Annotated in this window: 20 protein-coding genes; 7 read left to right on the top strand and 13 right to left on the bottom strand. The window is 49.1% G+C overall.

From position 1 onward, the window contains the following. Window positions 1-29: 29 nt before the first annotated feature. A complete protein-coding gene (locus GCE9029_RS11540; protein ID WP_062663415.1) occupies window positions 30-2,351 on the top strand; it encodes a hybrid sensor histidine kinase/response regulator in 2,322 nt (773 codons plus the stop codon). A 275-nt stretch (window positions 2,352-2,626) separates the two neighbouring features. Here GCE9029_RS11540 and GCE9029_RS11545 read toward each other — a convergent pair whose 3' ends face one another. From GCE9029_RS11545 to GCE9029_RS11570, 6 genes are read right to left on the bottom strand one after another with little or no spacing between them, the layout of a single operon-like run. After that, window positions 2,627-4,360 carry an ABC transporter substrate-binding protein gene (locus GCE9029_RS11545; protein WP_062663416.1) on the bottom strand — a complete coding sequence of 578 codons (1,734 nt, stop codon included), beginning with the start codon at window positions 4,358-4,360 and terminating at the stop codon, window positions 2,627-2,629. 25 nt (window positions 4,361-4,385) lie between these two features. Continuing rightward, entirely contained in the window at window positions 4,386-4,658 is a 273-nt protein-coding gene (locus GCE9029_RS11550; protein ID WP_062663417.1) for a DUF2160 domain-containing protein, read from the bottom strand. Between the two features lie 11 nt (window positions 4,659-4,669). After that, window positions 4,670-5,467, bottom strand: a complete 798-nt coding sequence (locus tag GCE9029_RS11555) for a carbohydrate ABC transporter permease (RefSeq protein ID WP_062663418.1) — start codon at window positions 5,465-5,467, stop codon at window positions 4,670-4,672. Window positions 5,468-5,470: 3 nt separating this feature from the next. Next, window positions 5,471-6,340, bottom strand: a complete 870-nt coding sequence (locus tag GCE9029_RS11560) for a carbohydrate ABC transporter permease (protein ID WP_062663419.1) — start codon at window positions 6,338-6,340, stop codon at window positions 5,471-5,473. Next, complete coding sequence (locus GCE9029_RS11565) at window positions 6,330-7,466, bottom strand: ABC transporter ATP-binding protein (protein ID WP_062663420.1); 1,137 nt, start codon at window positions 7,464-7,466, stop codon at window positions 6,330-6,332. Before GCE9029_RS11565 ends, GCE9029_RS11560 begins: the two co-directional genes overlap by 11 nt. 4 nt (window positions 7,467-7,470) lie before the next feature. Beyond that, entirely contained in the window at window positions 7,471-8,574 is a 1,104-nt protein-coding gene (locus tag GCE9029_RS11570) for an ABC transporter ATP-binding protein (RefSeq protein WP_062663421.1), read from the bottom strand. Between the two features lie 265 nt (window positions 8,575-8,839). On the opposite strand from GCE9029_RS11570, the gene GCE9029_RS11575 reads away from it, so the two are divergent. Continuing rightward, entirely contained in the window at window positions 8,840-10,723 is a 1,884-nt protein-coding gene (locus GCE9029_RS11575; protein ID WP_062663422.1) for a sigma-54-dependent Fis family transcriptional regulator, read from the top strand. Between the two features lie 479 nt (window positions 10,724-11,202). Continuing rightward, the gene (locus GCE9029_RS11580) at window positions 11,203-12,240 is read left to right on the top strand and encodes a porin (protein ID WP_062663423.1); all 1,038 of its coding nucleotides are present in this window, start codon (window positions 11,203-11,205) and stop codon (window positions 12,238-12,240) included. 149 nt (window positions 12,241-12,389) lie between these two features. Here GCE9029_RS11580 and GCE9029_RS11585 read toward each other — a convergent pair whose 3' ends face one another. Together GCE9029_RS11585 and GCE9029_RS11590 are read right to left on the bottom strand one after the other, a co-directional pair. After that, window positions 12,390-12,698: a DUF496 family protein gene (locus GCE9029_RS11585; RefSeq protein ID WP_002536784.1), complete on the bottom strand. Its 309-nt coding sequence runs from the start codon at window positions 12,696-12,698 to the stop codon at window positions 12,390-12,392. A 257-nt stretch (window positions 12,699-12,955) separates the two neighbouring features. Further along, window positions 12,956-13,879, bottom strand: a complete 924-nt coding sequence (locus tag GCE9029_RS11590; protein ID WP_062663424.1) for a chemotaxis protein — start codon at window positions 13,877-13,879, stop codon at window positions 12,956-12,958. 453 nt (window positions 13,880-14,332) lie between these two features. On the opposite strand from GCE9029_RS11590, the gene GCE9029_RS11595 reads away from it, so the two are divergent. The 3 genes from GCE9029_RS11595 (at window position 14,333) to GCE9029_RS11605 (ending at window position 17,405) form a co-directional block, all read left to right on the top strand. Continuing rightward, the gene (locus tag GCE9029_RS11595; RefSeq protein WP_062663425.1) at window positions 14,333-15,274 is read left to right on the top strand and encodes a chemotaxis protein CheV; all 942 of its coding nucleotides are present in this window, start codon (window positions 14,333-14,335) and stop codon (window positions 15,272-15,274) included. A gap of 6 nt (window positions 15,275-15,280) precedes the next feature. Next, window positions 15,281-15,772 (top strand): SixA phosphatase family protein, encoded by a 492-nt coding sequence (locus GCE9029_RS11600; protein ID WP_063856901.1) that lies wholly within the window; start codon window positions 15,281-15,283, stop codon window positions 15,770-15,772. Between the two features lie 274 nt (window positions 15,773-16,046). Then, complete coding sequence (locus GCE9029_RS11605; RefSeq protein ID WP_062663427.1) at window positions 16,047-17,405, top strand: hypothetical protein; 1,359 nt, start codon at window positions 16,047-16,049, stop codon at window positions 17,403-17,405. 23 nt (window positions 17,406-17,428) lie between these two features. On the opposite strand, the gene GCE9029_RS11610 is transcribed toward GCE9029_RS11605, so the two are convergent. The 3 genes from GCE9029_RS11610 to imuA are packed head-to-tail and all read right to left on the bottom strand — an operon-like array spanning window position 17,429 to window position 22,676. Continuing rightward, window positions 17,429-20,515 carry an error-prone DNA polymerase gene (locus GCE9029_RS11610; protein WP_062665607.1) on the bottom strand — a complete coding sequence of 1,029 codons (3,087 nt, stop codon included), beginning with the start codon at window positions 20,513-20,515 and terminating at the stop codon, window positions 17,429-17,431. A gap of 50 nt (window positions 20,516-20,565) precedes the next feature. Continuing rightward, on the bottom strand, window positions 20,566-21,972 hold the full coding sequence (locus GCE9029_RS11615; protein ID WP_062663428.1) for a Y-family DNA polymerase: 1,407 nt from the start codon (window positions 21,970-21,972) through the stop codon (window positions 20,566-20,568). After that, complete coding sequence (imuA, locus tag GCE9029_RS11620) at window positions 21,969-22,676, bottom strand: translesion DNA synthesis-associated protein ImuA (protein ID WP_062663429.1); 708 nt, start codon at window positions 22,674-22,676, stop codon at window positions 21,969-21,971. Before imuA ends, GCE9029_RS11615 begins: the two co-directional genes overlap by 4 nt. Before the next feature lie 171 nt (window positions 22,677-22,847). Between imuA and GCE9029_RS11625 the strand changes: the two genes are divergently transcribed. Beyond that, window positions 22,848-23,171, top strand: a complete 324-nt coding sequence (locus GCE9029_RS11625; protein ID WP_062663430.1) for a DUF4156 domain-containing protein — start codon at window positions 22,848-22,850, stop codon at window positions 23,169-23,171. Here GCE9029_RS11625 and GCE9029_RS11630 read toward each other — a convergent pair. Then, window positions 23,162-24,670 carry a glycosyltransferase gene (locus GCE9029_RS11630; protein WP_062663431.1) on the bottom strand — a complete coding sequence of 503 codons (1,509 nt, stop codon included), beginning with the start codon at window positions 24,668-24,670 and terminating at the stop codon, window positions 23,162-23,164. The two genes, GCE9029_RS11625 and GCE9029_RS11630, sit on opposite strands and share 10 nt — an antisense overlap. Continuing rightward, on the bottom strand, window positions 24,667-26,253 hold the full coding sequence (locus tag GCE9029_RS11635) for an HlyD family efflux transporter periplasmic adaptor subunit (protein WP_062663432.1): 1,587 nt from the start codon (window positions 26,251-26,253) through the stop codon (window positions 24,667-24,669). The genes GCE9029_RS11630 and GCE9029_RS11635 overlap by 4 nt, the downstream gene beginning before the upstream one ends. Window positions 26,254-26,450 lie beyond the last annotated feature (197 nt).

Here is a 26,450-nt window from a genome sequence, read left to right on the forward strand (position 1 = left end):
TGAATTTAAGACATTAATAAGCCTAGACTATGTTGAATCAAAAAGAGAATCTTCATCAGCCTTCAAGCATGGCAGCACGATTAGTGGGTCGTGTTCTTCTCGTGTGTAGCCTTCTTGCATTTCTTGTTGCGGCTTTCGCTTTGTATTTGGATTATCAGGCACGTACGGAGCAAATGCGCCAAAATGCCCTTTTAATTCAAAAGACTGACTTAGCCAGTATCACCAACAGTGTTTGGCAGGAAGACATGAATCAACTGCAGGTCACAACGCAGGGGATCTTCCGCGACCCGGACATTAGTTATATTCGAGTATTTGACGACGATCGCACGTTGGCCGAGCACGGCGTCATGCCTCCAGAGCCAAAGTTTGCCTATCAATGGCCATTAGTGCACGAGCAATTTGGCAAAACCTATCAACTGGGTTTCCTACAAATAGAAGTAAGCCTTGAAGATATATACAGCGCGCTGACTGAGCGTTTTGTGATGTTGCTGCTCTTCCTTGGTGGCGCAACGTTGATTCTCGGCGGCTTGGTGTTCTTCATCGTTTATGTTGATGTGGTTCGCCCTCTGGTCTGGATTTCTCATGGTGTTACCAAATTCGGTACAGACAACCTGCCAAAACCCATTGAGCCACCCAGCCAAAAAGTGGGTGAGGAACTGGTCACGCTCTACACCCAATACAACGACACCATCGAAAAGATGCGTGAGTACAGTGCCGAGCTCAAAAGTGCCAAAGTGCAAGCAGAAACAGCTAACCAGAAGAAGAGTGAATTCCTCGCCAACATGAGCCATGAAATCCGCACGCCAATGAATGGCATCATCGGCATGGCTTCGCTCTTGAAAGGCACGCGTTTGGACGAAGAACAGCGCGAATTTATAGAGATGTTGGAAACGTCATCTCTATCGCTTTTGGATATTATCAACGACATTCTCGACTTTTCGAAAATTGAAGCGGGTAAGCTCGAGCTGGATTACGTCGAACTTAACCTGTTTGAGCTTTGCAAAGACATTGAGCATCTTTTCCGCCTTCGCACAAAAGAAAAAGGCCTCGAGTTTGAATGCAGTCTGGATCAGGACATGACGCCGCTCCTAATGGGTGATGCGCCTCGTCTGCGTCAGGTGATGATCAATCTTGTCGGCAACGCGGTGAAGTTTACCCAAAACGGCAGTGTACGCGTGTGCATCCGTCAGGTTGGTGAAGAAGGCGATAATATTTCGGTGCGCTTTGAAGTGCGTGACACTGGTATTGGGATTCCATCGAACAAACTCAACACCATTTTCGAGAAGTTCGAACAAGCCGATGGCAGTATGAGTCGCAACTTTGGTGGTACTGGTTTGGGTCTCGCGATTTCGAGCCAGATTGTTGAGCTCATGGGTGGTCACATTGACGTGGAAAGTCAGGAAGGTGAGGGAAGCTGTTTCTTCTTCACCGTGACGTTTGAACGCGCCCAAATGCCGGAAGCAACCCCGGCTGATGCGTTACTTTTCTCTGATGCTGCCATGCTGCTGGTGGATGACAGTCGCCTGAACATGCGAATTACCAGTGCACAACTCAGCAATTTGGGTTGTCAGGTGACCTGTTGCGTACACCCGGAAGATGCAGAAGAGATGATTGCGGAGCGTATCGACACCGCCAAGCCGTTTAAGCTGGTGATTCTTGATAAGCTCATGCCGAACTCAGATGGCTTTTCCATCGCCTCTAAATTGCGCAAGCGCTTTGGCAAGCGTTGCCCTAGCTTGATGATGATCACTGCTGCACCGGAAGTACACGACAATGTGAAGTTAGAGAACTTCAACATTGAAGGCTATCTCTCCAGGCCCTACAAATTTAACGATCTTCGCAACCACCTAACCCGAATTCTGCGCGGTCAACAGGCCAAGCTGGGTGTGGTTTCTATGGCTGGGCACAAAGCGGGTCAGGCATCACGTGAAAACAAATCACCAGAACCTACCACTTATTCCGGTCGTGTGCTGGTGGTGGAAGATACCTTGGTGAACCAGCGTGTGACGCAAGCGATGTTGGCGAAGTTAGGTGTGGATGTGGTAGTGGCTGAGAATGGTCAGGTGGCGATTGATTACTGTAAGGAAGATATGTTCGACCTGATCTTCATGGATTGTCAGATGCCCATCATGGACGGATACCAAGCATCACGTATTCTTCGCGAGCACGAATACGCGCCTCATACGCCGATTGTCGCCCTAACTGCCAATGCAACTGCCCAGGACAGAGATGATTGCTTGAAATGCGGTATGGATGATTACATTGCCAAGCCGGTCAGCAAGGCAGATCTGGAACGAATGATTAAGGCGCATATGCCTGGTTCCCAGCAGGGGCAAGCTAAAACGCTCTAACGTTTAGAACCTTTGAAGCTAAATAAAAACGCCTGCTTTCGCAGGCGTTTTGCTTATTTGGACTCGTTACATTATACCAATCGTAGTAAATATCTGCTCATCCTAGCTTGTTAAAATACTCGATAACCACGTTGAAAAATTTGATTGTAGAAGAACTACTTATCGAATTTTTCGCCTTGTTCTCGAGCATTTTTCCTACGCTATCTCTGTTCACCTACCTACTGTGATTGGTATTACATCTTCAACAAGACAAAACATCTCGCCGTCGTTGCTATTTACATAGCTGATTTCCATTGCTGGAGCAGTTGATCGTAATTGATGGTCTGGCCTTGCGGCTTCTCGTTACCCAGCTTGGCTTTTGGAGCACCTGGTAGGTTCAGCCAGTACTCCGCATCACGTGGCTTATTCAATTTAGGACCACAAGCACCTTGTACTTTTGCTCGCTCAAGACGTTGCAATACGCGGTCTTGTGCTTTCGCCAAGCCATCCAACGCTTCCTGAGGAGATTTCTCACCGTTTGCGGCTTCAGCAATAAATTGCCACCACAGCTGTGCCAGTTTTGGATAGTCAGGCACGTTGGTACCGGTTGGTGTCCACTGCACGCGCGCTGGGCTGCGGTAGAATTCCACCAAGCCACCCAATTTAGGTGCGACATCCGTCATCGCCTGAGAATTGATGTCGGACTCACGGATAGGCGTCAGACCCACCAGGGTTTTCTTAAGAGATACGGTTTTCGCCACAGTGAACTGTGCGTAAAGCCATGCCGCCATACGGCGCTTTGGATCGGTCGATTTCATCAGGGTCCAAGAACCGGCATCCTGATAACCGAGCTTCATGCCGTCTTCCCAGTAAGGTCCACGTGGTGAAGGTGCCATGCGCCATTTTGGTGTGCCGTCTTCGTTCACAACAGCCAGACCGGGTTTAGTCATGTCAGCGGTAAAGGCGGTGTACCAGAAGATTTGCTGTGCAATCGACCCCTGCGCAGGAACCGGGCCTGCTTCAGAGAAGGTCATGCCTTGTGCTTCCGGTGGCGCGAATTCACGCAGCCAATCAACGTATTTTGTCGTGGCATAAACGGCGGCAGGGCCGTTGGTCGCACCACCACGCTCAACGCTTGAGCCGACAGGTGAGCAGCCTTCCACACGGATGCCCCACTCATCAACTGGCGTCCCGTTCGGAATACCTTTGTCACCTGCACCTGCCATGGAGAACCAGGCATCGGTGAAACGCCAACCCAGTGATGGGTCTTTCTTACCGTAATCCATGTGGCCGTAAACGCGTTCGCCATCGATCTCTTTCACGTGAACAGAGAAGAATTCAGCGATATCTTCATAGGCAGACCAGTTCACTGGCACACCCAGTTCATAGCCGTAAATCTCTTTGAACTTGGCTTTCAGATCATCACGGGCAAACCAATCGGCGCGGAACCAATAGAGGTTAGCGAACTGCTGGTCAGGCAGTTGGTAAATTTTGCCGTCCGGTCCGGTGGTAAAGCTGATGCCAATGAAATCGTCTAAATCTAGTGTAGGCAGTGTCACGTCTTTGCCTTCACCGACCATGTAGTCGCTGATAGGGAACACTTTGCCGTAGCGGAAGTGGGTACCAATCAAGTCAGAGTCATTGATGTAGGCATCGTAGATACTGCGGTTGGACTGCATCTCTGTTTGCAGCTTTTCGACCACGTCACCTTCCTGAATCAGGTCATGGGTGACCTTGATGCCAGTGATCTCCTCGAAGGCTTTCGCCAGCACTTTGGACTCATATTCATGGGTGGTAATGGTTTCTGAGACAACCTTGATTTCCATGCCGCGGAAAGGTTTGGCAGCGTCGGTAAACCAGGCCATTTCCTTGAGCTGTTCCTCTTGGCTTAGCGTGGAAGGGGTAAACTCATCGCCAACCCACTTCTGTGCTGCGTCGCTGTACTGATCGGCGAGGGCCGCCGGTGCCAGTAGCATGCCGATCATGAACCCAAGCGGTGTCCACTTATTTACAGCAGGCAATTGCTTCATAGTTTCGCTCCTTTGTCGTTTTTTCCTAACCCCAACGTAAAACCGCGATAAGCCATACGATGGCGACCCCGAAGGGATACCAGATAGGCAGATCCGTCATTCCGATGAAGAGAAGGTGTATATAGGCACTGCCGAGCAGTCCTATAAAGAGTCGATCACCCCGGGTTGTGCGGATAGGCAAAAATCCTTTCCTTTCCACACAAGGACGGAGTACTTCGAATACGGTCATCGCCACCAACATGCAGGCGATGGTGATAAAAAACAGGGCGCTCGGGAGTGTCCAGGCCATCCAATTCATGTCATTTCTCCTTATACACGTCCGAGTGCGAAGCCTTTGGCAACGTGGTTACGCACGAACCAGATAACCAACAGACCGGGAACAATGGTCAACACACCTGCCGCAGCGAGCACGCCCCAGTCGATGCCAGAGGCACTGACGGTTCGCGTCATGGTCGCAACGATAGGTTTTGCGTTGACAGAGGTGAGTGTCCGCGCCAGCAGCAGTTCAACCCAGCTGAACATGAAGCAGAAGAACGCGGTAACGCCGATCCCTGAGCGGATCATCGGGATAAAGATCCTCACGAAGAAACGGGGGAAGCTGTATCCGTCGATGTAGGCGGTTTCATCAATCTCCTTTGGCACGCCGCTCATGAAACCTTCCAGAATCCATACCGCGAGCGGCACGTTGAAAAGGCAGTGGGCGAGTGCCACAGCGATATGGGTGTCGAACAAGCCCACCGAGCTGTATAGCTGGAAGAATGGCAGCAGGAATACAGCAGGTGGTGCCATTCTGTTGGTCAACAACCAGAAGAAGAGGTGCTTGTCGCCCACGAACTTGTAGCGCGAGAACGCATAAGCGGCAGGCAGTGCAACCGACAGTGACAGAAGGGTGTTAATACTCACGTACGTGAGTGAGTTCAGGTAACCCGAGTACCAACTTGGGTCTGAGAAAATGACAATGTAATTATCCAGCGTAAAGCTTTGCGGCCAGAACGTGAGTCCGCCTAAGATCTCTTCATTGGTTTTGAAAGACATCATCAGCAGCCAGTAGATTGGCGTCATCAGAAACACAATGTAGGCGAGCAGGCCAAAGGTTTTTCTGTTCATGGCTTAGCTCCTTTTGTCCATGTTGGTCATTGCGGTATAGAACACCCAGGACACCAGTAAGATGATGAGGAAGTAGATGATCGAGAAGGCTGCTGCTGGGCCGATATCAAACTGACCCACCGCCATCTTGGTTAACGCTTGCGAAAGGAAAGTGGTCGCATTACCTGGCCCACCGCCTGTCAGTACAAATGGCTCGGTGTAGATCATGAAGCTGTCCATAAAGCGCAGCAGTACGCCAAGGAGCAGCACACTCTTCAGTTTGGGAAGCTGAATATAGCGGAACACAGCCCAGTTCGATGCGCGGTCGATTTTCGCAGCCTGATAATAAACATCTGGAATGGCGCGCAGGCCGGAGTAACAAAGCAGGGCAACCAGAGACGTCCAGTGCCAAACATCCATGACCAGCACGGTAATCCATGCATCGACCGGATCTGAGGCGTAGTTGTATTCCACCCCAATGTTGTTGAGGAACCAGCCCAGTAAACCGATATCTGCCCGTCCGAATATTTGCCAGATAGTGCCGACAACGTTCCAGGGGATAAGAAGAGGAATAGCAAGAACGATCAGTACCAACGAGGCTTTGAAGCCGCGTGCTGGCATGCATAGCGCGACCGCGATACCCAACGGGATTTCAATCGCTAGTACACAGAAGGAATAAATAAACTGACGAACCAGAGAGTCATGTAAACGTGGGTCGTTCAGGATTTCCCTGTACCATTCAGTACCCACAAAATAGCGTGTGTTCTGATCAAAAATATCCTGAATTGAGTAGTTCACCACTGTCATCAGCGGGATGATGGCGGAGAAAGCGACCAGCAGGAATACTGGGAGTACCAGTAGCCAGGCGCGGTTATTTTCCGTCTTAGTTTGCATCCTGACCTCCTGTCGCGCTTGCGCTTTCTTCCGGCTCTCCGGCCAGATATTCATCGATGTAGAGCTTTAGCCATTGGGCTGGGAAGCTAATATGGGCATGCCCCTGAGGAATTGGCGCTTCTTCGGCAATGCGCAGTTTGATCGGTAGCGTGCCGAACATCGCTGTGACGATTTTGTAGGTGCCCAAATCCTCTACGTGCTGTATGGGCACTTCCCAAGAATCCTCCCGTTTTTCCTGCCACACATGCACAAACTCAGGGCGTATCCCGACCTTGATATTCTTGCTGTCGGTGCTTTCCAGCACCCCGCGTTGGACATCTGTCAGGGAGAACGGCATGTCTTCAAATGACACATTGCCGTCACTGGTGCGTTGGACTGGCAGCAGATTCATACCTGGGCTACCAATGAAAAAGCCGACGAACGTATGATTGGGTCGTTCGAACAGTTCGCGTGGAGAGCCAAACTGTACGATCGCGCCGTCATACATCACCGCAATTTCTTCCGCGAAGGTGGCTGCTTCGAGTTGATCGTGGGTTACATAGATCATGGTGATGTGGAACTGCTCATGGATCTGGCGAAGCTTACGGCGCAGTTTCCATTTCAGGTGTGGGTCAATAACCGTCAGCGGTTCATCAAACAAAATGGCGGAGACATCTTCACGCACCAGACCTCGTCCCATGGAGACTTTCTGCTTTTCATCTGCATTTAGGTTGCTGGCGCGTTTATCCAGCACGTTGTTGAGTTCCAGCAGTTCAGCCACTTCACTGACACGCGAACGCACCTTGGCTTCTGGCGTTTTCATATTACGAAGCGGAAAAGCGAGGTTGTCATATACCGTCATGGTGTCGTACACCACAGGGAACTGGAAAACCTGCGCGATGTTGCGCTCTTGTGGCGCAAGCTGGCTGACATCCTGATTATCAAACATGACTTCCCCTTCTGACGGCGTCAGCAGGCCGGATATAATGTTCAGCATGGTACTTTTGCCGCAACCAGAAGGGCCCAGCAAGGCATAGGCACCGCCATTGCGCCAGGTATGGGTCATTTTACGGATGGCATAATCCTCACGGCTTTGAGGTGAAGCCTTGTAGGAATGCGCCAAGGAGTTAAGAATAATTTCTGCCATATTGTTACCCCCCTATGCCCGGCGTTGATTGCACTCGACGCGCAGACTGAATGAGCTTTTGTGACTCATCGAAGACATAAAGTTTGTGGGTAGGCACATAAATACTGATCTTCTGATCGACGTCGTAGTCGTGAACCCCCGGTAAGTGGAGCACCATGTTGATGTCACGGTTTCTCACGTGCAGGAAGGTTTCACTGCCGCTGATTTCCGCCAGTTCGACATCAACTGTCAGTTCTAAGTCGTCATCATTGTTTGGCACCAAGCTGAGGTGGTTAGGACGGATACCGAATTGATATTCGCCATCGGTTAGCTCGCCAAGGTCGGTGTTCAGTGGGAAATGGATGTGCTCATCGAATGAGACATTTCCACCACCGACACGGCCACGGATCAAATTAATGGGAGGTTCACCAAAGAGTTCTGCACTGGTGACTGAAGAAGGGTGGTGGTAAACCTCAGCTGTTGGTCCAGACTGAATCACCTTGCCTTCGTGCATCAGAACCACATTGCCGCCAAGAGCAAGCGCTTCATTCGGCTCTGTGGTGGCGTAAACCGCGATGGTGTTGCGCTCTGCGAACAGCTCGCGCATTTCCTGGCGAAGCTCTTCACGCAGTTTGTAGTCGAGGTTGACTAAAGGCTCATCAAACAGAATCAAGTCGGCGTTTTTCACCAGTGCCCTTGCCATGGCGGTGCGTTGCTGTTGACCGCCCGAGAGTTCAAGCGGCAAGCGATCAAGAAACTGTTCGATATGAAGCATCTCCGCCGTTTCCTGCACTTTCTGTTTAATGAGTGCTTCAGGCTGTTTTTCCAGTCTTAGCGGTGAGGCGATGTTTTCGAAGACGGTCAGATTGGGGTAATTGATAAATTGCTGGTAGACCATAGAGACATTGCGTTCCCTTACGGGTACGCCCGTGACATCCTGACCATTAAAAAGCACGCGACCGCTGGTGGGTTTATCTAAGCCTGCCATTAGGCGCATCAAACTTGTTTTACCCGCCAATGTCCTTCCGAGTAGGACGTTGAAGGAGCCGGGCTCAATCCTCAGGTTAATGTCGTCCAACCACGTTTCGTGGTTGCTGATCCTTGTGACGCTCTCCAATTCGAGTGACATGTAAACTCCCTGTTCAATAACGACGTGCGTTGCTGGCAACATCGTCAACTGCGCGAACGCGCATTAATTTTCGAATCCGAATGTCATACGCCAGATTCATGCCAAAAGTTAAATTAATGTTAAGGCATTGAATTAAAGGGATTTAAAATAAGTGTGAACACGATCACTGTGTAAAAAGTGTGAAGTTATGTGTTGACTGTTAACAGAATGTGAACAATGCTTGACACTCTCAATTCTGTTCGAACGCGCATGGGTAGGTAGTCAAATGAGCGATCTGGCTCACTCTCACGATGAGGTTATACAGGCGTCTTGGAAGCGATGCCGCTCGTTTGGGCTTAACCCAAAAAGTGCACCTGCAATTGTTCGACTGAATAAAGGTGATTGGGAAGATGCGCAGGGGAAATCCAAAGACCTCATTGTGACGACCCAAGAGCAGGTGCTCCCTTTCTATGAAAATATTCTGGTGAACAGCAACAGTCTGGTTTTACTTGCCGACAGCAGTGGAAACTTATTGAGCCGCTGGGGACGCCCTGGTTTTATCAATCAGATGGAAGGGCATCTCTTCGAGCAGGGAACCAGTTGGCTTGAACGTTTCAATGGCACCAATGCAGTCGGAACCGCACTGCAAACAGGTGAATCCGTCGTCGTTGGCCGCGATGAACACTATCTGATCGCCAACCGCTATATGACTGCTTCTGCCGCTCCTATCTTTAACAGTGAACGTGAACTTGTCGGTGTGCTGAACATTTCCTCTGATGCGTATCTACCTACCTCTCATGTGAATGGGATGGTGAAAGTGATGACGCAATCGGTTGAGAATCAACTGATCATGGCCACATATCGCCAGCACTATTACACCTTGGTGTTTAACAACAGTGAGGACAACCACACCAGTCAGTGGGCGGGATTGCTGGTTTTCAACGACGCAGGTGAAATAGTGGCTGCTAATCGTCGTGCAGACTTGCTGGTTGGGCATGTGCTGAAGGGGCTGAACATCGAAATGGTTACTGGGATCACGACGCTAAAACTATCTGCGCACCCTGAGAACCAAACACTCTCTTTTCTCGGTATTTCAAACTATCGCCTGTTTGGCACGCTCAAGCGCCCGCTCAACAACATGATTCGCACACCGCCATCACCACTGTCTACCGTCAAAGTAAAGAGTGAACCAAAACCCGTCGCAGCGGTATCTGGTGAGCGCCGACTGTCAGATCTGGATCTTGGCGATCTGAAAATGCAGAAAGCGATCAAGCAGGCTGCCAGTGTGGTGAACAGTGATATTCCGCTGGTGATTCAAGGTGAAACGGGCGCGGGAAAAGAAGTGTTTGCCAAGGCAGTACATGCTTCATCAGAACGCGCTGACAAAAAGTTTGTGGCAGTAAATTGTGCGGCTATTCCCTCTGAGTTGGTTGAGTCGGAGCTTTTTGGATATGTGAAAGGCGCATTTACCGGTGCCAATAACAAAGGCAGCATGGGTTACATCAGGCAGGCTGACGGTGGCACTTTACTGTTAGATGAAATCGGCGATATGCCTTTGCATGTGCAGGCCAGATTGTTGCGTGTATTGCAGGAAAAAGCGGTCACGCCGTTAGGAAGCACTGAAAGCTATCCTGTCGATTTCCGTGTGATCAGCGCGACCCACCAACCGCTGAGGGAAGCGGTATCAAAAAAGCAGTTTCGTGATGACCTGTATTACCGGATTAATGGACTGACCCTGTTTCTGCCTTCGCTCTCGGAGCGTTCAGATACCAACGCACTGGTTGGTCATCTACTTGATGAATTGACGGAAGGGGATAACCCTCCTGTCAGTAATGAGGTGTTGCAGTTATTTGAACGTCACCCCTGGCCGGGAAACATCCGTCAGTTGGTAAATACCTTGCGTGTGGCGTTGGCGCTGTCTGACGGCAGCATGATCCATACTCATCATCTGCCAGACGATTTCTTTTTGGATCTTGAAACACAGCCAGAAGAACCTTTGGTCACAAATGCCCTTCAACCAGAAGTGCTTCCTCTGCAAGTAGTCAGTTGGCGCGAAAGTTTGCCAGAACTTTATTCTGCCACAGAGGGAAACATTACCCGCATCGCTGAGCTTTCCGGCGTGAGCCGAAACACCATCTATAAACGTCTTCGAGCATTAGGGCTGAAGTAGCCTCAACTCACCAATAAAGCATTCAAAGAATCAATTAATCAGGGTTTAGGAATTCACCGTGTCAACGGATGAGGCTGCATGTTGCACGAAACTTTCGCCATGACGCGAATAAATAGGATGAAACGACTAATGATAATTTGCTCATATCGAGAAGTGTGTCGCAAATCACATTTCTGTTTTTAGTGTGAACATTGGTCAATTACTGAGCGGTTAATGGATTGTTATAACTGGAGTTTTATTGACCCAAGGATGAATGATTAACCTCACTAAATGTAGTTTTGTTTCACTTTTGTGACTTTGTATTCGAATAAGAAGGATTTTTATGAAGAACAGATAACTGAGTGCTTTTTGGTCAATGTAACTGTCAATAGCTTATTTTGTTAATTTTTGTAGCGTTGAACTCTGTGTTTTCAGAATGTTAATTTTCATCTCGCAGCATTTTGCAAATGGAATTTATAAGAAATACAGGAACGTATTCTATGAAAAAGACACTTTTAGCAGTAGCAATCCCGGCAGTACTTTTAGCAGGCAATGTAAACGCATTTGAAGCATACAGCGGCGACGCGGGTTCGGTAGAGGTTTACGGTCAACTTCGCGCAACTCTGGCTAAAGCCCCAGAAAAAGAGCTGACGCTGAATGATGGCAGCTCACGTGCAGGTGTTAATGCACAGTACTCAGTGACTGACGACGTAGACGTATTTGCAAAACTGGAATACAGCATCAGCTACGACAAAGATGCTTTGGAAAATCGTCTGGGTAACTTCGGTTTCTCGGGTGATTTCGGCAAGGTTATTTTGGGTAAACAGTATCTGACTGCTGATGACCTGTGGGGTGTAGATAACTCTTACTTCTACGGTGGTTCTCACATTGCTCAGGGTACTATCTCTGGTGGTAAGCACGACAGCGCAGTTCGTTACATCTTCGAAAACGATGCTATCTACATCGATGCAAGCTACGCCCTGCCAGAAGATAAAGCTAACGCAGAAGTATTCGAACTTTTCGGTCGTGTGAACGTTGCTGGTTTTGATGTGACTGCTGGTGTTTCTCGTGCAGAGCAAGAGCATGACGCATTTGACAGTGTAAGCGCTGGTTCACTTGAAGACCTGTACACTTCTATCTGGGTTGAGCGTACCTTCGGTGACCTTTCAGTAGGTGTTCAATACGCAGCAAGTAACATTGAAAGTGATGCAGTGAGCATGGAACTGGATCGCACTGGTTATGCGGCAGCGTTCAGCTACTCAGTGACTGACAAAGCATCAGTTTACGGCGGCTACGAAGTGAGTGAGTACGATGTAAAAGATTCTGCTTCTTCAGTAGTTGAAAGTGGCGACGCGACCAACGTTTACTTGGGTGCTGTACACAAGTTTAACTCCTTCTTCCGTGTGTATGGTGAAGTAGCGCTGGCAGATGGTACTACTGCTGGTTTCAGCAACAACAAGAACGATTGGGAAGTTGCTCCAGGTGCAACGGCTGATAGCGACGTATTCTACGCAATCGGTGCTCGCGTATACTGGTAATCACCCAGTAAATAACGCTTAAACTTCATACTGTCTTTAAAGCCCAGCAGGATGCTGGGCTTTGTTGTATCTGGATGAAATGTTGGCTTAGGAAACACACAAACGAAAAAGGAGGCTAGACGCCTCCTTTTGAGATTCTGAAAGAAAGCTTATTTTTTGCCTTCTTTATCCAGACGGGTCAGCTCTTTGATTTGACGGGAAATTTCGCGGCGTTCCTTAGAGATCTCTGCACTCTTGATGATGTGGTCATCAACGCGATCTTCGTAGTCAGCTTTCATGTTTTTAACGATCTCTACGATTTCGTCATGAGTCATTTCTGGCTGAATGTAATCAAGCAGGTTCTCAAGCAAAGTGACGCGCTTTTGGTTGTCGCGGATTTTCTTCTCGTTATCCTGAATTTCCCGCTTCAGTTTGTTTTTGCGACGAGAGAACTTAACGATCTCGAATACATTGTTCATAGGTCTATAACCTTCTTTGTGTGATCCTGACGAAATTAAACCACAAGGTGAGCGTCGGAAACAGTCTTTTGATCAATGAAAGGTCAGTATTTTTTGAGAAGTTTTAGTGACAGGTTCTGCCGAAAATTATGTGCCAGAGCCTTGCTAGCCGACTAGATTCGCTGGGTTAGAAAGCGCTTGAAGATTAACCATATATCATGTTGATTGGAAAGAAAAAGGCACGCGATTCGCGTGCCTTTGTTGAAAGTGAAAGTAATTTACTCGATGGCACCTTCAAGTCGGACGTGCTCGCCTTCCAACTTGAGCATGGCACCACGAAGCATGGCGTTGACCAGCTCTGTTGCATCAAACTTGGTTAACGCTTCATGAGCGCCGACTTGATGGGCGCGGTCTACGCTGATTTCGCTGGAAAGTGAGGTATGAAGAATCAAGTACGCCTCCGACAGCGGCTCGTTGCTTCTAATTTCGAATGCCAACTCATACCCATCAATGCCCGGCATTTCGATATCGCTGACCACGATGTCAAACGGTCGCCCCTCTCTGGCTGAGTCTTTCAGCTTCTCAAGTGCGTCAATGCCGTTAGTGCTGACCACATAGGGAATATTGATGCTGTCGAGCGCCTCGGATAGCTGACGCCTTGCGAGGCTACTGTCATCAACCAATAGGATGTGCATGGGCTTGAGCTTCTCGCGATCCACATCGGCGAGAATCGGATGCAGTTTGTCTTCCGGCATAGGGAAGATTTTCGACATCACCAACTCAACATCCAGTAATTGCACTAGCTTTTCATCAACATTCATCACGCCAGTAAGGAAGGCGCGTGTGCCTAATGTCTCTGGTGGCGGGGTGATATTTCGCCAGTCACATTCACTGATTTTTTCGATACCACGTACCAAAAAGCCCACCACACGACGTTGGCAGTCGGTGATGATGATAAAACAGTTTTTGTACTCTTCCTTATCGACAGGTTGATAACCAATCGCTTTCGCCATGTCGATAACGGGCGTTGTAATACCCCGAATATTGGCGGTACCAATCACGGTTGGGTGAGAGCCAGGTAGAGCAGTAAGCGGGCAGAAAGGAACAATCTCTCTGACCTTAAGAGTGCCAAGGGCAAAAGTCTGTGTTGCAGAGAGTCGGAACAACAACATTCCCTGCGATTCATTGGCTTTGCTTTTCATATAGCGCCTGTTATTAGCCAGAATGAGTGATCAAGACAAAATGATAAGTTGCATCCAGCAACGCCAGATTGCTCATCTTTAAGTGTAGCGTTTCTATGGTTCAATACCCAATCAATCTAAGTTCTATACCTTTAGATTGCAGAGGTATTTTATACCTATGATGTGCCGATTTATGAAACTAATCCAGTAACATTTCATGAATTTCCAGCGTGATCATATTGTTGCTAACTCACTGTGAGAAAAGGTATTTGCTGCTCAATGATAAAAATGTAAGTAGAGGTGGTGTAATTTCGCTTTATTCAAGGAGTTTTTCTATTATTAAAAGATAAATGGTACGTAACGCGATAAACAGTAAACGCGAAGTGAGTGCCTTCTCATTATGTGGTTTACTGGCAGTTAGCGATGAGACAACGAGAAGTCACAGCGATGTGATCTGAGAGCAGTTAGTAGCCCATGACAAGTATTTTAGATTCAGTAGATTCCCGCACTAACCTGGTTGGTGAAAACCGACTTGAATTGCTGATATTCCAATTGGGAACACGTCAGCTTTTCGCCATTAATGTATTTAAAGTTAGGGAAGTATTGAAAGTTCCCCGTCTCAATCAAATGCCGGGTTCTCACCCCAAAATATGTGGCGTTGCGACCATACGAGGCCATTCGATTCCTGTGATTGATATGCGACAGTCCATTGGCTTAAAACCGCTGGATAAAGATCAGGAAAGTAACCTCATCGTGACGGAATATAACCGCTCTGTGCAGGCATTTTTGGTCGGTAAAGTGGTTTACATCAAGAACATGGGTTGGGATGAAATCATGGAGCCACCTAGTACTGGTCGCTCTAACTATCTCACTGCGATCACTAAGCTGGAGCACGAGAACGAGCACAAGCTGGTTGAGATCATCGATGTTGAGAAGGTGCTGGCGGAAATCATTTCTTATGACATTGGTATTTCCGATGGGGTGTTAGATGATGATCTGACCAATCATTTAGTGGGCCAGAAAGTACTGGTTGTGGATGACTCATCAACGGCGCGCAAGCAGGTAACAGAAACGCTGGGTCAACTCGGTATTGAATGTATAGAGAAGAAGAATGGGCAGCAGGCCCTTAACCTTCTCAAGTCTTGGTGTGATGAAGGTAAAGATCCGCGCAATGAAATCCTGTTGATGATTACAGATGCAGAAATGCCGGAGATGGATGGTTATAAGCTGACTTCAGAAGTACGCGCTGACAGTCGTATGCATGACCTTTATATTGCGCTGAACACATCCTTGAGCGGCAGTTTCAACGAAGCCATGGTAGAAAAGGTGGGTTGTAACCGATTTGTCTCCAAGTTCCAGCCAGATCTTCTGGTAGATGTGGTGCAAACTCGCATGCGCGAAGCGCTCAGCAAGTAGGTGCGGGTGAAGTTACTTTTCCTTACCCGCCATGCAAAATCCAGCTGGGATGACCCTTCCCTCGATGATCACGATAGACCTCTGAATCCACGTGGTCGTCGAAATGCTCCTGAAATGGGCGTACGACTCGCAGCTTGGTCGAACAAACCAAACAAGATAGTTTCCAGCAGTGCGCTCCGCGCGAAAACTACTGCCTTGTTGATTGCTGAGCAGTTACCTCATTCACCGCCTGTGATCATAAAAAGCGATATTTACACTGAGGATTGGGAAACCTTAGTGAAGATTGTCGAGCGGTTTGACGATGATAAAGATAGCGTCATGCTGGTCGGGCACAACCCGGCAATCAATGAGTTTCTAGCCCATATTCCTTTTGAGATAGATAACCTTCCAACTTGTGGTGTGGCTGTGATTGCGCTTCACAGTGAAAGTTGGTCAAACTGGTCGATGGCAGATAAACAGGTTCTGTTTCTCGATTATCCTAAACGACTGAAACCGTAGTCAGTCTAACGCGATGCTAGGGCCCGACTACTGAGACTTATTCACTTTTTCTGTGGATAACCCAGTTAGTTCCCGATGACTCTTTCCATTCAAAGTCAGATTGGTGGCTGTGGGGAGGTTGATCCAAATTTAATGGTTAAAAAATGAACAGCATTTAAAGAGGGTCCGCGAGCCACTGAATTATCCCTGTTTGGGTATACAGATTTTTCGGTATAAACTATGTTTCAGCTCGCGGAAAGACCCGTTAAAAAAGAGAATGTTTTGGAGTACATAATTGATCTCTGTAGAAAAAGATGAGGGGTTAACCGCACGGATTGCGCTGATCAATGAAGAGATAAAAAGACAGGACGTCGAATTCTACCTATTTGTTCCTGGGGAGCTGAATTTCTCCAAGAGCGTGCTGAGCGAAGATGAGTTTTACTACAAGGTGCTGTCTAACACACGTACCTACTTTACTTCGCAACATCACTTACCGCTTGTACACTCCCGCCTTGCCAGCCGGGACAAACTGCCTTCCGACAAATACCGCGTCAGCTTGAGCTTGTATGCTTATCAGTATGCGTTGTCGCTGGAAAAGACGACACACCGATTCTTCGACACAGTTGCAGATGTTGAAGAAGAAGAAGCGGTTGAGCAGCTGGAAGTCATCACGGATATGGCAGTGGAGATCCTCCGTCGTCTGCGTCGTTATGTCCCGAAAGATGAAAGCCTCATCAAGTATTACAACAACGTCGACAACTACCTTTCCTGGCTGACTGAGCAGCGTTTTCTGTCGCTGATTGCGCATATGCCAAGAAGTGCGGCGTTTAAACCGATCAAGGAACAGCTCCTGGAGTTTTGTGAGTCTGAAGCGGCCTACCGCATCGATCAAAATTACAACTCCTCAAAAGCACAAACAGATGCGACGCGTATGGTGAATAAAATGCGTCTCGCCCGCCGCTTGATTGAATATCCGGTCACCATTCGTCAGAAAGATGTAGTTCTGGGGCAAAACCTCAACAAGCTTGCCAAAGGTGCAGCAGCGGGTTTGGTGATGATCTTCGTGACGGTAGCGATTATCCGGATGCGCAGCTTTCTTGGTGAAATTACCTTGTCGTTCGCTTTGGCAATGGCGGGTCTCTACGCTATGCGCGAGATTTTTAAAGACGACCTGCGTGATGTACTTTGGCGCTTTATTCGCAAAGGGCGTCCAAAGTGGCGCAAGCTGTTCACCGACCCGACATCCGGCCAGCGTATTGGTAGTCAGTTAGAATGGCTGGACTACATCGCGTTCGACAAGATCCCGGATGATGTGCGCAAGATGCGCAAAGGCAAACTGCGCCAGCGTGAAGAGTCTGTAGTGAAAATGAAGATGGTGACCCAGATGTCCACCACCAAATTTCTCAGTGGCTACGACATGACGCGTGAAGTATGGCGAATTGATTTCCGTCCTTTTTCCCGCCTGATGGCACGTGGTAAAGAACGCTACTACGCACTGAGTGATGGACAGGTGACACGAGAATCTATCGACAAGCGCCACCAGTTCAACCTGGTTTCCAAGCAGAAAAATCAGGATGGCAGCTTCACGATTCAACGCTGGAAGATCACAGTGAATCGTTCCAAAGTGGTTGATGTAGAGGAAGTCTTCTCATAAAGCTCCAAAACCCAAAATGTCGATCAGTGAAAATCCCGGGAATGGACGAGTAGCTGATCGAGGGTGTAGGTCATGTCGATCAGCCTTCCTGCTACCACATGCACCACATCGCCTTCCCGTTCAAGAATCCCTTTCACCTTTAATATTTTTGCTGTCACGAAAGGGGTGTTCTGCGCTCGAGCAGTAGCAAGCCACACCACCACATTGATATTGCCGGTATGGTCTTCCAGCGTTACGAAGGTTACACCACTGGCGGTACCTGGGCGCTGTCTGCCAGTCACCACACCAGCGACAGTTATTGCTGAGCCTGAACGGATGGTATTGAGCTCATTGGCCAATCGGTGCTTGCCCAATTTTCCGCTTTCATCCAGCAGTGCGATAGGGTGCTTGCCGAGCGTCAGGCCTGTCGCTGCGTAATCTTCAATCAAGTCTTCCACCGCCGAAGGTGCGGCAATCGCGTTAGCATCAGAGCTGTCTGGCTGTGCGCTGGAAAATAGTGGCAGAACATGACTGTCATCCATCATCTGCCAGCGGGCAGAAAAGCGGTTATCTGCAAGCGTTTTGGTAGCATTCGCACTGGCGAGGGCTTCCAAATCACCCCGGCTCAATCCGCATTTTCTGATGTCGTTGAGATGCTGGAATCCAGTGCTGGAGCGACATCGCAATAACTTCTCTGCGCCAATATCGGATAAGCCTTTCACAATACGAAAGCCAAGTTGTAGCGCGGGTTCACCTTGCACCATAACCTGTTGGTGATCCCACTGGCTATGGTTGACGCAAACAGGAAGGATTTGCACCTGATGGCGGGAGGCGTCCTGCAACAGCTGCGAAGGGCTATAGAAACCCATAGGCTGACTGTTGAGCAGCGAGCAGTAAAAAGCGACCGGATAGTAGTGTTTTAGCCATGAAGAGGTGTAAGCCAATACTGCGAAGGAAGCACTGTGAGATTCGGGAAAACCATACTCACCAAATCCCTGAATCTGGCGAAAGATTTGCTCGGCAAACTCAATGTTATAACCGCGCTCTTGCATGCCGTTGATCAGCTTTTCACGAAAAGGGGCGAGCTTGCCACTGCGCTTCCACGCCGCCATTGCCCGGCGAAGTTGGTCGGCTTCACCGCCACTGAATCCTGCAGCGACCATGGCAAGCTGGATCACCTGCTCCTGAAAAATGGGCACACCCATGGTTCGGGATAGGACAGATTTTACCTCTTCCGATGGGTAAGTGATTTTTTCTTCACCCCAGCGCCTTTTGAGATATGGGTGCACCATATCACCCTGTATCGGACCGGGACGGACAATGGCAATTTGAATCACCAGATCGTAATAACAGTTCGGGCGAAGCCTTGGCAGCATGCTCATCTGGGCGCGTGATTCCACCTGAAACACGCCGACAGAATCTGCCTTTTGGAGTTGTCGGTAAACAATCGGGTCATCTCCCATGGCAATGATGTCAGCAATCGACAAACTGCGCTGATGCTGCTTATCGATAATGGCAAAAGCTTTGCGTATAGCGCTCAACATACCCAGTGCCAGAATGTCTACTTTCAGCAGCCCAAGGGATTCCAAGTCATCTTTGTCCCATTGGATCACACTGCGCTCTGCCATGGCGGCATTTTCCACTGGCACCAGTTCATACAAAGGACCTGCGGAGATAATAAAACCGCCGACATGTTGGCTGAGGTGACGTGGAAAGCCACGGATTTCCTCAACCAGTTCCAGTAGCCAGCGCCCAAGATGTGATTGGGTATCCAGCCCCAGCGCTTCAAGTTGCTCGCCTTTATCCAGCCCCTTGTCGCGGTGGTTAAGATTTTTAATGTAGTAATCCAATTGGGTCTCATTGAGCCCCAACGCCTTGCCTACATCGCGAAACGCACTTTTAAAACGGTAGGTAATCACTGTCGCGGCAATAGCTGCACGCTGACGACCATACTTTTGGTAGATGTAGCGGAACACTTCCTCGCGTCGTTCGTGCTCGAAGTCGACATCAATATCCGGCGGTTCATTACGTTCCTTAGAGATAAACCGCTCGAACAGGACATTGATTTTCTCCGGGTTCACCGCGGTGATTTCAAGGCAATAACACACCACAGAGTTCGCCGCTGACCCACGGCCTTGATACAGAATGCCCTGTGATTTCGCGTACTGCACAATGTCGTAAATGGTGAGGAAAAAATACTCGTACTGCTGTTCGGCAATCAGCCCCAGCTCTTTATCAATGGTTGCGCGGATCTCTGGCTTAATCCCGTTCGGGAAACGTTTTCCAATGCCTTCTTCTACTAAGTGGCGCAAGTAACTGCTGGCGGTAAACCCATCTGGAACAAGCTCTGCGGGGTATTCATAGCGAAGCTCACTGAGGCAGAAGGTACATTTGGCGGCAATACGCTGGGTCTCTCTTCGCCAGCTTTCTGGGTAGAGCTTTTCCAGTTTCTCAACTGGTTTGAGTGCCTGCTCGCCATTTCTGGGTAATTCAAAGCCGCATTGCTGTAAGGGTCTGCCGAGTCGAATGGCAGTGATCACATCTAACAACGGCTGGCGGCGAGGGTGATGCATCAATACATCGTTGGTGCAGACAATCGGCAGGTTGAGCTCCTTTGCCAGCGATTCGACCATGGCCAGATAGATGGATTCATTGGGTAATAACAGCCGTTCAACGCCTATCCAGAGTCTTTCTTCAAACATACTCTTCAGCCAGTTCTGAAAATCAGAAGGCTTGGCTTTTTCTTCATGTTTGAGTGTCGGTAGCCAGATGCAAAGACACTGTGTGATGTGGCTGAAATCATCACTGAATACCTGATAGTGCCCTTTTTCACTGCGCATTCTGGCTTGGGTTATCAAGCGTGCTAGCTCGCCATAAGCTTGTCGGTTGGGGCAAAGCAGTACCAGTTTTTCGCCCTGAAAAGTGATTTCTGAACCAATGATTAGCTTAAGGCCAAGGTTCTGGTCGCGGTTTGCGGTGTGAGCACGTACTACGCCAGCAAGCGAGCACTCATCAGTGATAGCGAGTGCGTGGTATCCCAAAGTGGCAGCGCGAACAACAAGTTCTTCCGGGTGAGAAGCGCCGGTCAGGAAGCTGTAATTGGTTTTACAGTGCAGCTCTGAAAAAGTCAGCGGGCGGGTATCAGAAGAGGTTGTCATAGGGAGCGATCTCAAACTACGGATCAACAAAAAAGGCCGTGCTCGAACCACTCACCCTGTGCGGTCCGAAATACCCAGCAAAGTTGTCCCCGTTTGTTGCGTGCGACGAAGTAGTCGCGTTGGATGGGCGATTTATCCCACCAACCGCCACTGACGCGTTCAGGGCCTGTGAGTGTGTCAGGACGAGACAGCAAAGGACGCGGCGACACATGAAGTAGCGCTGGGCGTGTTGGCAGGAAAGGGGGCAACACCTGCGCACTTTTCTGTAATGGCAATTGGCGTTTGAAGGCGTGCTCTGGGCGATGATCATTTTCCAGTGACAGGCTGTACACTCCGTGTTTTCCCGCTTTCGCCTGCATCAGGCTAATCAGTTCGCCTGGTGTGAGTTGTCCTCGTTTACCTGCAAATAAATCCTGGGTGGGAGATTGCCTTGGTAGCAATGTATTGGCTTCCAGCCGAAGGTGAGTAACAGGCGCATCCAGCTTGAGCTTTTCAAGATGAAGTTGGAGCAGTGGCATCCAACGGCTAGCGGCAGATTCGGGTGCTGCAGCGGTGATCTCTAAGACTTTGTCTTCCTGATCGCGCTGTGTCAGAACAATGATAATGGCGGGTGTGACCGCTTCCCTGACGTGTAGGAACTTTGCCATTTCCTTGAGCATGCGCTGAAGCGGAAAGCAAAGCGTCTGGCTATTAGCGATTTCATGCAAAAGTTCAAGCGACTGGTAGAAGTGTTCAGGTGGCGTGAAGCTCGCAGGTAATGCGAGGCTTTTCTGGGTCAGGGAGCGTAGATGAGCCGTCAGTGGCTTGCCAAAACGCTGCCCAAGTGAATCTACTGGCAATGCCAGTAACTGCTTGGCATGTCGTATTCCCATGCGTTCCAGTTGAACAACGTGCTTATCAGTGAATCCCAGCTCACGTACTGAAAGTGCGGCGAGCGCCTGCTCGGTGGCTTCCGGTGTCAGGTAGCCGCAGTCCGCCTTTGCTCGTGAAAGCCAGCGTGCCGCTTCCGGATAAGGGCTAAGTGCGAAGTGATACTGCACCTGCTCACCACTTAATACAGACATAAGCGATTGCCAGTAGTTGTCGAGCGAGCCGTAAAGCTTGAGCATAGGGGTGACTTTCATCAGCAACCCATCCGGCGCATAAGGGACGATGTCAGCATTGACCTGATACAGCAGAGATGCCAGTTGTCGCAGGCGATCGGATTCGGCCTGCTCGTCGTAGTCGGCGACATCCAAGCCATGACACAACGCACTGGCAGTACCGAGATCATTGCCAGTCACAATGCCATATTCCCGAGCCTGCGCGTTGACCTGATATACCGTGCCAGTGGTACGGGAGAGCACAATCAGGGGAGCCTCCACCTTGTTATCGCGGATAAGAGTGTCGAGCAGCAAGGCTGGAAAATGCAGATACAACCAGAGGATCATCGAAACAGTGGCACTACGTTAGAAGTGTCTGTCAACTGGAGAGATGCCAGTGTGATGGTTTCTGGCGGCTCTGCTTTTTCGGCCAGTGAGAAGGCATGAAAAACAGGATCCAATGGGAGATGAAAAGGTTGAACAGGTAGACCACGGCGCTTAATCACAGTCACTTTCAACCCTTCCTCATCAGGAATGGCAGACAGGCGACAGCTGACAGGTAACCCCTGAACACTTTTTTGATGGGTGATCATAAACAGAAGACAGTCATTCTCGGTCGCAGCGAGTTGAAGGCGTCTGGCCTGTGTTACGGACAGCGCATCGCCCCAGAGAACAGCAGCACGGCAGCAGCCACTTTTCAGAGCCTGCTCTACACACCAAAGGCTGGATGTGATGGAGGCATCCAGAATGATCACTTTTTCCAGATCCAATCCAGCCTGACACAAGGCTATAGGGTTGAGCTCTCCTGGCGGAGCAGCAAACACGGTGAGCTCACTGTCTTTCAGGGCACTGACGAGCGCTGGCAAGATCAGGCGTAATTCTCCAATGCCAAAACAGGGTAGTTGTAACTCAACCACACCAGATTCGGGCCAGCCGCCATCCAGCTTTTCATCAAGCACCATGTGGCCGCTGGGGCGACAGTGTGCCTTAGGTTGATAGAGACGGTTTGCCGTCCAGATCCCTGAGTGCAGGGCGAGAAGATTGTCGAGCATAAGCAATAATACTGTATGTATGTACAGTGTTATTCTAGAGCGAGATGATGATTAGAGCAAGTGTGTTTTGATGCATATAACTTCGTCATCCATGGACAGAAAAGTGGCTCGTTAAGCGCTTAGATTGCCGATATACTCATAAGCCTTAAAACCCAACTCTCTGAAGATAAAATGAATAAATGGGCAACGATATGTGGGGCACTGCTGTTAACAGGCTGCGTAGCAACACCCGAACCAGACAGTGAAAAAGTTACTGTCTTGTGGGGTGATGCATTAGAGATGCTGCATTGTGAAGATAAAGGTGTGGTTGTTGGCTCGCAGGGACATTGGTACGACTACTGGTTGATTGATGATGGCGTGCTGACGCAGGGTGCGGTCAATGAACTGAGAAACAAAGCCATGGATTTGGAAGCGGACACTGTCCTGCTTTATGCACCCAAACCTTTTTCGACGTCGGTGACGTTTTTGGCAAAAGTATATCGCTGTCACCCATAAAGCAGCATCACGAAGATCAGTAACGCACTGAACGCTGCTGTGGTTTCTAAATGTGGAAGCCAGCGTTTTATTTCATGAGAAATAGAGCGATCTTGATCGGTCTGACTGATTTGTTGCCGAGTCCAACGCTGTATATTGGGGTGGAAGAACAAATAGATTTTCACCAGCGAACCCACCATTTGCTCGTACCAGAGTAGCGGCACAAAGATCGGATGAAATTGTCCTGACTGAACAGAAATCAGCAGCACGTTCAAACTTCGTGTTGCAATCACCCAGAATAGATAGGCAATTACCACCTTAGGTCCGAGCAGTGCAGCAACAAACAAAGCGAGCGACGGACCAATCAGGGTCGTCCACATACTGATGCGCTGATCCAACAGGCAAATCCAGAGAAACAAGCCAGCCTTTCGGGGGCCCAGCTGTATTGCACGGATGTTGCTTCGCAGCATGTTGCCGTACCAACGGGTCATCAGGGAGATACTGGTGCCTAGGAAGCTGCCAGAAGGGGCATCTTCCAAGCAAGTAACCGCCATGTCCGGGATATAAAGCATCTTCCAGCGCTCTTTGAGCACATAAAACCAGGTGCTTTTATCATCTCCCGTCAGCATACGAATTTTGCCATAGCGCCAGTGCTTCACATGGTCATAGCGAAGGCTCTCAATGAAATCTGGCGAGAGTGCCATGGAAGCCCGGAACGCGGAAAAACGTCCTGTGAGCACCAATACGCGATAAGTCAGGCTAAGTGAGCTCATGTAGAAGTGGCGCTGTGCCATACGCTGACGATACCACTGGCGAGTCAGAGAATTACCTTTCACAATCGGCTTATTGTGCGTGGTGACTGCACCTAAGTCATGATAACGCATCAGGAAGCCTGACACTTTTGCCAGCATGCCTTCGGGAACGACTGTGTCGCCATCCATCAGGATAAGAACACTGTCTTTGGAAACAGGGCGGTCTTCAGCCAACAGCGTCAGGGCATCAGCCATGGTGTTGCGTTTCCCGGTTCCATCCTGATCAATGATAAAAAGTGTAACGGGGACACGCTGCTTGAGCTTGTCGAATTGGGACTCAATGATACCGATGTCGGCTTCATCCGTGACACAAGCGACAGCGCGGCAGGCGACACCGAAATTACCAATTTCATCGATTAGCGCTTTGAAAACCGGGGCGCTGATTTCCGGGGTAGTACGGTAGCAGGGGATAACGACCAATATCTCTGTAGGCTTGTGCGTCATCTCGGCCAAACTGGAGAGCACAGGGTACCGCACATATTGATAGTAAAGCCCACGGAAAAGGTGAATCGTCTTCCACCCATAACGCCACACACCGATGAAGCCCAAGGTGTATACCACTTCCTCCTGAATTGGAACCTCAGGCAGTATGATGTAGAGGCCCCAAAGTGTCAGCAGCAGAGTCGCAAAAAACAACCACCACATGATCGTGATGTGCCGGGGATCCTGGCGATGGAAGTTCTTGATGAAAAGACGTTCAACATTCATAGGTTAAACCAGTGCTTGAAGACGTCTTTCCAACCGATGGTCGCAATCACGGTCGCTGGTTCGTTGACGATAGACTGCTCGTCTTCCGGTGAAGGTGTTACTTTTATCAGGGTGTACTGCTGCAAACGTGGCAGTGTTTTAGGCAGACCGCTTAAAGACTCACCATCGTCATTGTAAATATCAGCATTCGCTGCGCTGTAGAACTGGACGTGCTCAATGGTACCGATAAGCTTTTTGTCGTTACTGGCAAGTTTGTATTCGACAGGCATGCCGATTTTCAGCAGTTCGGCTTTCTCAAGCGGCATCAACGCCAGTATTGAACGCTCTGTACGCTCGGCGTTGGAAACCGGAGAGAGCTCGAAGATAGAAGAGCCAGTTTGTACAACTTGTCCATCCGTTGCGTTGATCGCGACGATATAACAATCACATGGTGCGTAAGCCAAGCCGCGGGTTTTTAGGCGCTCGATTTCTTCGAGAATTTTATCTTTTTTAGAGATCAGAATGTTGAGTTGACTCTGGGCTTCAAAAGGCGATTTTGTCCCTATTTGTGCCTCTTTGGGGGGGACACCAATCAGTATCTGATCCAACTGGTTTTCAATCGCTTCCATTTCCGCTTCCATGGTCAACAAAGCACGCTTTATCTCGAAAGTCTCTAATCGCTCAAGCTCTCTGGAGACAGAATCTACCGAACCTTTCCTCACGCCATTGTTGTAAAGACGCAGAATTTGTTCGCGGGTCGCCAATTCTTGCCTCATCAATTCCTGCTTCTCAGTCAGTAATTTGAGTTCTTTAAAAAGGCGAGAATTGTATCGGGCAACGGATTCTTCTGTTTGGCGGAGAAGCGTTTGGAAATAGTTGATCTGGCTATTGATGTTATTGAGTTCTTGTCTGTCTTTTGCCAGTAAGTCGGTACCTTCTTCCGTGAAAACAGAAAATAAGAGATCTCCCTTATTGACCCTCTGCCCGGGTTTGAAGTCGCCTAGGCGTAATACACCATTGTTATAGCTTCGCTGGGTAAGAACAGGCTGACTGACTGCGGCATGAGCAGAGGTAACGTTGAGTATACGGGACTGAACCATCAAAGCGGCGACCGCGATGATAGCGGCAGAAATCAGTGCGACCAGAGCAAAGCGCCACCAGTTTTGTTGCATGCGCTTCACTTCTTCTTCGTGAAGCTGTGCCTTCACCCCATAGGAGGTGACGCTTTCTAACGAAATTGTCTCGCCGGTCAGGTAGGTATCAACGATAGACTGTAGTGTTTTTTGGTGGCCGGAATTGAGGGAATAGAACTGACACCCCATCGCATAGCCAGTTTCACTGGCACGCATGACTTCAAATTGCATCGGGGTAGAGAAACGACCTACAGGGAGTTCAAAACACAGGTGTCCATGGTGTTTGTCGCCTTTTTTTCCTGGGTAGAGATTATCATCAATAGAAAATCCACCCACACTCCATTCTTTTGTAGGATATAGAACACCGTCAATTTCAACCTGCGCCGGAAATTCGATGCGTGGGAATTTACGCGCACCTGAGCGGGATTGAAAAGTGTGTATCGACCCTGTGTTGATAGCCGCTACTCCCATAATGCCTCCTGATTGGGCCTCGCCTTAAAAGGAGGACTGCAATTGTCGCGCCAATAAGACTATTTCCTATAAGTGGACTAATAGATTCAAAAAGAAGAATTAGTGATAAGTATATAAGTAATCGAGATTTCTGAGAGGATATTGAAGTTTTTTGCGTGAAAATGAATGAGATTGTCGGTGCACTATCTGGGAAATAC

It is taken from the genome of Grimontia celer (assembly GCF_900055185.1).
Lineage (GTDB): Bacteria > Pseudomonadota > Gammaproteobacteria > Enterobacterales > Vibrionaceae > Enterovibrio > Enterovibrio celer.

Coding starts and splice junctions, on each gene's coding strand:
- GCE9029_RS11540 (WP_062663415.1), top strand. CDS start 30: ATGTTGAATCAAAAAGAGAATCTTCATCAGCCTTCAAGCATGGCAGCA.
- GCE9029_RS11545 (WP_062663416.1), bottom strand. CDS start 4,360: ATGAAGCAATTGCCTGCTGTAAATAAGTGGACACCGCTTGGGTTCATG.
- GCE9029_RS11550 (WP_062663417.1), bottom strand. CDS start 4,658: ATGAATTGGATGGCCTGGACACTCCCGAGCGCCCTGTTTTTTATCACC.
- GCE9029_RS11555 (WP_062663418.1), bottom strand. CDS start 5,467: ATGAACAGAAAAACCTTTGGCCTGCTCGCCTACATTGTGTTTCTGATG.
- GCE9029_RS11560 (WP_062663419.1), bottom strand. CDS start 6,340: ATGCAAACTAAGACGGAAAATAACCGCGCCTGGCTACTGGTACTCCCA.
- GCE9029_RS11565 (WP_062663420.1), bottom strand. CDS start 7,466: ATGGCAGAAATTATTCTTAACTCCTTGGCGCATTCCTACAAGGCTTCA.
- GCE9029_RS11570 (WP_062663421.1), bottom strand. CDS start 8,574: ATGTCACTCGAATTGGAGAGCGTCACAAGGATCAGCAACCACGAAACG.
- GCE9029_RS11575 (WP_062663422.1), top strand. CDS start 8,840: ATGAGCGATCTGGCTCACTCTCACGATGAGGTTATACAGGCGTCTTGG.
- GCE9029_RS11580 (WP_062663423.1), top strand. CDS start 11,203: ATGAAAAAGACACTTTTAGCAGTAGCAATCCCGGCAGTACTTTTAGCA.
- GCE9029_RS11585 (WP_002536784.1), bottom strand. CDS start 12,698: ATGAACAATGTATTCGAGATCGTTAAGTTCTCTCGTCGCAAAAACAAA.
- GCE9029_RS11590 (WP_062663424.1), bottom strand. CDS start 13,879: ATGAAAAGCAAAGCCAATGAATCGCAGGGAATGTTGTTGTTCCGACTC.
- GCE9029_RS11595 (WP_062663425.1), top strand. CDS start 14,333: ATGACAAGTATTTTAGATTCAGTAGATTCCCGCACTAACCTGGTTGGT.
- GCE9029_RS11615 (WP_062663428.1), bottom strand. CDS start 21,972: ATGATCCTCTGGTTGTATCTGCATTTTCCAGCCTTGCTGCTCGACACT.
- imuA (WP_062663429.1), bottom strand. CDS start 22,676: ATGCTCGACAATCTTCTCGCCCTGCACTCAGGGATCTGGACGGCAAAC.
- GCE9029_RS11625 (WP_062663430.1), top strand. CDS start 22,848: ATGAATAAATGGGCAACGATATGTGGGGCACTGCTGTTAACAGGCTGC.
- GCE9029_RS11630 (WP_062663431.1), bottom strand. CDS start 24,670: ATGAATGTTGAACGTCTTTTCATCAAGAACTTCCATCGCCAGGATCCC.
- GCE9029_RS11635 (WP_062663432.1), bottom strand. CDS start 26,253: ATGGGAGTAGCGGCTATCAACACAGGGTCGATACACACTTTTCAATCC.